The 6,770-nt window shown below is 38.0% G+C and carries 3 protein-coding genes; 1 reads left to right on the top strand and 2 read right to left on the bottom strand.

What is annotated here, in order from left to right; genetic code table 11:
- Positions 1 to 183 precede the first annotated feature (183 nt).
- Positions 184 to 1,929: a phospho-sugar mutase gene (locus tag PHO71_RS08420; protein ID WP_300201630.1), complete on the top strand. Its 1,746-nt coding sequence runs from the start codon at positions 184 to 186 to the stop codon at positions 1,927 to 1,929.
- Positions 1,930 to 2,054: 125 nt separating this feature from the next.
- Here PHO71_RS08420 and PHO71_RS08415 read toward each other — a convergent pair whose 3' ends face one another.
- On the bottom strand, positions 2,055 to 5,678 hold the full coding sequence (locus PHO71_RS08415) for a DUF4062 domain-containing protein (protein WP_300201627.1): 3,624 nt from the start codon (positions 5,676 to 5,678) through the stop codon (positions 2,055 to 2,057).
- Between the two features lie 278 nt (positions 5,679 to 5,956).
- Complete coding sequence (gene nudC / locus PHO71_RS08410; protein ID WP_300201624.1) at positions 5,957 to 6,742, bottom strand: NAD(+) diphosphatase; 786 nt, start codon at positions 6,740 to 6,742, stop codon at positions 5,957 to 5,959.
- Positions 6,743 to 6,770 lie beyond the last annotated feature (28 nt).

Here is a 6,770-nt window from a genome sequence, read left to right as displayed (position 1 = left end):
TCTTGTATCATTTCAAATAATAGTATGGGCAAAATCCCCTTTTTAGGTGATTAAATTTAGGTAAAATGTAGGATTTATAAACTTATTCTTTTACATTTGTATGCTCAACTTGCTAGCTGGATTACTTTTGGCGGGACATTGTGTTGAGCTCGGACTAAAATATCAACTAATAATTAAATAGAAATGGAAAATCAAGAACTTGTTAAACAGGTAACTGAGAAAGCCAAGAAATGGCTGACACCGGCTTATGATGCCGAAACTCAAGCTGAAGTGAAACGTATGTTGGAAAACGAAGATAAAACCGAATTGATTGAAGCATTCTATAAAGATCTGGAGTTTGGTACAGGTGGTTTGCGTGGAATCATGGGGGTAGGAAGTAACCGCATGAATATATATACTGTAGGTGCTGCTACTCAAGGACTTTCCAACTATCTGAAGAAAAACTTCAAAGATCTTCCCCAAATTTCTGTTGTAGTAGGTCACGATTGTCGTAACAATAGCCGTCTGTTTGCAGAGACTTCTGCTAACATTTTCTCTGCCAACGGCATCAAAGTATATTTGTTCGACGATATGCGCCCAACTCCGGAGATGTCTTTTGCTATTCGTCATCTTGCTTGCCAGAGCGGTATTATCCTGACAGCTTCACATAATCCGAAGGAATATAACGGTTATAAGGCATATTGGGATGATGGAGCACAAGTATTGGCTCCGCATGATAAAGGTATTATTGACGAAGTGAATAACATCGCTTCGGCTGCTGATATCAAGTTTGAAGGGAATCCCGACCTGATTCAGATTATCGGTGAAGACGTAGATAAGATTTATCTGGATATGGTGAAAACTGTTTCCATCGATCCGGAAGCTATCGCCCGTCACAAAGATATGAAGATCGTTTATACTCCGATTCATGGTACTGGTATGGTGTTGATTCCCCGTGCATTGAAGATGTGGGGATTTGAGAATGTATTTACTGTACCCGAACAAATGATTAAGGACGGTAACTTCCCAACCGTAGTATCTCCGAATCCCGAAAATGCAGAGGCCTTGACAATGGCGATTAATCTGGCTAAGGAAATTGATGCTGACCTCGTGATGGCTTCTGACCCGGATGCTGACCGTGTAGGTATTGCTTGTAAAGACGATAAGGGTGAGTGGGTTCTCATTAACGGCAACCAGACTTGCATGATGTACCTTTATTATATCTTGACTCAGTACAAACAATTGGGTAAGATTAAAGGTGACGAATTCTGTGTGAAGACAATTGTAACTACGGAATTGATTAAGAAGATCGCTGACAAGAATCATATCGAAATGCTCGATTGCTACACTGGATTTAAGTGGATTGCCCGTGAGATACGTTTGCGCGAAGGTAAAATGAAATATATCGGTGGCGGTGAAGAAAGTTACGGATTCCTGGCTGAAGACTTCGTTCGCGATAAAGATGCCGTATCTGCTTGTTGTTTGATTGCTGAAGTTGCTGCTTGGGCAAAGGATAATGGTAAGACGTTGTATCAATTGTTGCTGGATATTTATGTTGAGTACGGATTCTCTAAAGAATTCACAGTAAATGTGGTGAAACCAGGTAAGAGTGGTGCAGAAGAAATCAAAGCAATGATGGAGAATTTCCGTGCTAATCCTCCGAAAGAATTGGGTGGCTCTAAAGTTATTTTGAGCAAAGATTACAAGACTTTGAAACAGACAGATGCTAAAGGCAATGTTACTATACTTGATATGCCGGAGCCCTCTAATGTGCTGCAATATTTCACAGAAGATGGCAGTAAAGTTTCTGTCCGTCCGTCGGGTACTGAACCAAAGATTAAATTCTATATGGAAGTACAAGGCGAAATGGGTTGTCGTAACTGTTATGCATCTGCTGAATCGGATGCAATGGAGAAAATTGAAGCAGTGAAGAAATCATTAGGTATCTGATTGATCTGATCACTTTAGATTAATAAAATAACAAATGCCTCCGAAGTCTTTGGTAAGATGACGGAGGCATTTTTTTATCATACTATTTTTCGTATAGTGATTATAATAAATGGAGAAATTTATAATTAGTTCTGACTGTTGAAAGTCGATAAAATGTTATCAGCCCATTTTATGTTTTCCGGATTGGGTTGTACACCATTATCTATAAGCATTGTTAGCACTTGTCGGGCTGATTGTGCAGAATGATAACATTTTTCGTAATCTTTCAAGCAGAAACAAGTGTGGGAAAAATAAAGATAGATTTCCGCCATGAGTGAGAAGAAAGGAACTGTATTTGCTTTCTTTACCAACTCTTTTACATGATTGATGGCTTCCCCAAATTCTTGTCGGGCAGATTCGTAGTCTTTGAGTTGCAAGTAACTTTCTCCTGTAGCCTTTAGTGCATTGACCAGACTACTTTGCCATTGTGCACGGCTTGGATTATTTTCATATAGCTCTGAAGCATATCTTTTATATTCCAGATAAGAAGCTAGTGCAGTATCATATCTCTTGTTTTTAAAAGCAAAATCTCCTAAAACGCGCGAGATACTTAAAATTCTCATTTTACCATTTTCAAAATCAGGATTATGCATATAAATTTCCTTGGCTAATCTTTGTGCTTCAAAATAAGTTGTGAGAGCTTTCTCATCCTCTTGTGCTTTTTCGTATATTAATCCGGTTGCCTGAAGTGATAAAATATATTCGGCAATATCTTCCAAACTTCCAGAGTTTATACATACAGACTTGTATAATGTACATGATTCTTGTTGGCAGATTATTGCTAATTGATTATGCATTGGTAATATAATTTTGGCTATGTTTTCCATAAATAGAGCCAAAACGTTTACTCTTGATTCCCAGATGGTAAGAGTTTTTAGGTATTCTTCAGAATATTTTTCCTCAAAGTTTCCATTGGCGATATCTTCCGTAAATGCGTTATATATATCTTCAAAATTATCTTTGTCTTCCATATTTGGATTCTTTAGAGTGTAATGCAACAAAAGTAATCCAAGATAAGCTCTCTCATCCAACCAATCCATTTCCCAATCGTCCGGTAATTCTTTTTCAATAAGTTCGGTAGCTTGTTGTAGTATTTGGTCATGATCTTCGTTTTCCAGTGTGCTGTTCAATTTGGAAAGATCTATGAAGAAGTTACGGGAGAAATCGGTAAATGTGTTTTTTGTAAGTTCCTTACTTTTTTGATTATAAAATTCTTTTAGTTCAATGTTATAGGAGTGCTCATAAATATCTCTTAGATTTTGATAAGCATTGGGGAGTAGAATTTCTTTTACTACAAAATCATCCATGTCATTTTCCATCATGGGAGTTACAATTTGAAGGATTTTTTCATTCATACCTTCTTTCCCAATGTGCATCAGGTGATTTGATAGAGTTTTGATAATACGGTCGTATATGTGGCGTGACAGGCAAGAATTATTTTTAAACTTGTCCAAATTTTTGTCACTTTCAGAAGTACCTTCATTTTCGTTTAACTTTTGTTGCAAAGTTTTGTTTATTTCTCCCCAAGCATCTTTACTTCCCTGATTACTTTGATACATTTCTCGTATTTCCTCACAAAATATTTCGAATAGTTGAGGATTATTTTCCAATTCATCAACAAGAATTAATGTCCCGGCTTTTATTGCTATTGGAAGACGGCAAGAGTAAGTATAATGGAATAAAATTGATTCTTTTGATTTAGCTGCATGATACATTAATTCTCTGATACGTATGGGATCATCAGGTTTTAGATTTCTTAGATGCCGTACTAAAGATTTGTGTGTTTCGCATAAATTATTTTTGTTGAGTTCATTTAGTTTGTTTTTTAATAACTGATGAGAGATATTCCATTGCTTATCAGAACCATTCTCAGTAAAATAAGGACGGAACCAACGACGTAAGATGGAGAATGTAAATTCATTCCATTCTTCTTTAAGCAAAACGGATAAATCCGATTCCCGAAGTCCGTAACGTGAAGCTGCCAAATAGTACATGACTTGGTAAACAAACTTGTCTCCGAGATTTTCTGCTGCCCGTTCTAGTAAATAAATAAACATATCACCGGGGAGACTGGGGAATTGATTGACAAGATGGAGCATATATTGTTCTATTTTCGCTTCATTATCTTCTTCTTGTCTATCGCGAATGGCTTCGAAGTCAGAAATGTCGAGTGTGAATAGAGCGTGGGTAGCCATTTTTAGCCATAGGGGCGAGTAGTGCGAAAGATAATCACAGTTGCCATGTATCAATAGTGAACTGACCACACTGGAATGAACCTCTTTACAGTTATAGGCGCATAGAGTGGTAATCATACTATATGTGTCCGTTTCGTTGAATGAAGGGACTTGAATGATAATGCTTTGAGGTATTTTTTGTAATTCCTCAGATGACTCAGGAATGGTGCTTATGATAGTTGATACATTGAGTAGGGATAACCATTGTAATGATATTAACTGTGAATGTTTGTTGAAACAGTCATAAGCATCAATCAATAATGTTAAATGTATTCCTGCCTCAGTAGCCTGTTTCACTAATTTCTCGAAATTATGAAGGACCATCTGGTCGTGAGACATATAATTGACTTTCTCGTATCCAATAACATTGAATGTGCTCACCCAACCGGAAAATGCTTCTATTTCGTCTCCGGACATTTCCATTCCTTCTTCTACAGGTTCGTACGTTTCATTCAGCATAGTTGATATCTGAAGACAGAAACATTCCAGCATATTGCTAACCGAGGATGCGTTGCCCGAAACTGATGCGCTATGAAATAAGAGTAAGTGATTCGGATTATCCTTCCATTCTTTCTGTAACTCATTGGCAAGCTGACACATGATCGAACTTTTTCCGGAACCGGATTCTCCAGAAAACACAATGATTGGGTTTTCTGTCTTTTCAAGATTGTCTCTGAGTTTTGTTAGAATGCTTTCGCATCCTATAAACGAACGGGTATTCTGGTGGATAAACCCCACTTGTTCCGCAATGTCTTTCTCTATCCAATTTTCATAGCTTTGTTGCCTTTCTCCTACATCTTCTAATATACATTTCTTTAATAATTCATAAAGCTTTGTATCGAATTCATCCAAATTATCGAGATTTTTTCCGTTCCATGTTGGTGAATAATTCACCAGTAGTTCGTCTTTATTGTTATTGTGGAAGTAATCTGTGATAATTTTTTTGAGGTTGTTGAGTTGTGGTTTATGTTGCGTTTCAATGTACTTCTTTTGGTAATCTTCGGGAATCTTGTGATTCACTTCTTCGTTACGAATACAAACAATGCTGCGGCTAGGATCGCTTTTTTCAAACAGACCATAATAAAATTCCAATGCTGTTACACTGATTTCATTCGTCTGGAGTAAATGATGGCAACGGTCCATGTCTAACTGTGGAAGTGAGCGCTTGATACGAATGTCGTCTGGTACCCAGCCATAGCGTGAACCTAGCAATCCGATAAAGAAAGGTCGGCTTCTATCTATTTCCTCCATACAGACTTTCAGGATTTTCGCGTCACGGTCGATCAGATATTTATCATCTTTTGTATTTACTCCCCAACGTAAGTCGATGACTCGGATAGCTATATGTAATGGATTGAAAAACTCCTCCAGTTGAGGGATTACTATTCGCCGGATATGATCTCTTTCTGCATCCATATCAGCAAATGTGCTACTGATAAAGAGTGTTACTGTGGTCCATTCGTTTGTTTGCTTCATAGTCTATTTTTTTTGGGGTTACATTTTACAAATATATGAAAGTTGAATGAATATCCTATTAAAATTGAGTTTGTTAATTTCATTTCCTTTGCATTCTTTAAGTTCCCTTGCTAATCCTTCTGCTATGAATCTTGTTCTATCTGCAACATCTCAATTTAAACATGCAGGCTACGGGGGCACAAGGTTTTTGTTGATGCTTTAGAGTGGATGCGTTTCATTTCATTCTCATAAGTTGTTCGTTTGTAGTTTGTGTGTTCTTCGTAGCCTGTTCTTTGTTTCTATGTAGGGTTTTCTATCCACCAGTCGATCATCTTTCTGGCAAGGCTCAGTTTGCGAGGAAGTTCCGGCAAATTATCCCTACTGTAGAAATCTCCCGAAGTTAGTTCTTCTTCCTGTAGTCTAATTTCTCCTCCGGCATAATCGGCAATAAAACCGACCATCAACCCGCTTGGGTAAGGCCAGGGTTGATTACCGAAATAGGTGATATTGTTTACGTCTAATCCAGTCTCTTCTTTTACCTCCCGTGCAACACATTCCTCCAGTGTTTCGCCGGTTTCCAGAAATCCGGCAACCAGACTGTTGAATGTTCCTTTAAAGTTACGGGCGTGTACTAGTAGGAGAGAATCCTCTTTACGTACTAAAACAAGGATGGCGGTAGAAATAGCCGGATAGACTTCCTGACCACATTCCGGACAACGTTTCATGATCATTTCTTTTTGCTCCAGGGGGGTACCGCAAGTGGAACAGAAACGACTGTTTCTATCCCAATGCAATATTTCGTGTGCTTTTCCTGCTGTCTGATAATGAGTGACCGGGAGATACTCATAAGAAGCACGAAGTCCGGTCATTACATATTGCTCCGATTCTTCAACGGGAGTAACAATGGAAAAAGCTCTGCAACTCTTGCCGTCTAATGTTGTAATATCATGTATCGTAGTTTTTTCTTCGATAATAATTGGAGGAACTTCTCCATAAGGGACAGCGAATGTCCCATTTTCTTTCTTTTCAAGTAGTAGTTGGTCTTTATAAAAGGCGAACCACCAGAATTGTGTTGTTTGACTCATTTTCTTCTAAAGTTTTCTTCGCGGTATG

This window comes from Bacteroides sp., assembly GCF_028690125.1.
Classification (GTDB): Bacteria; Bacteroidota; Bacteroidia; order Bacteroidales; family Bacteroidaceae; genus Bacteroides.
This window is presented reverse-complemented; position numbering and strand designations above follow the sequence as displayed.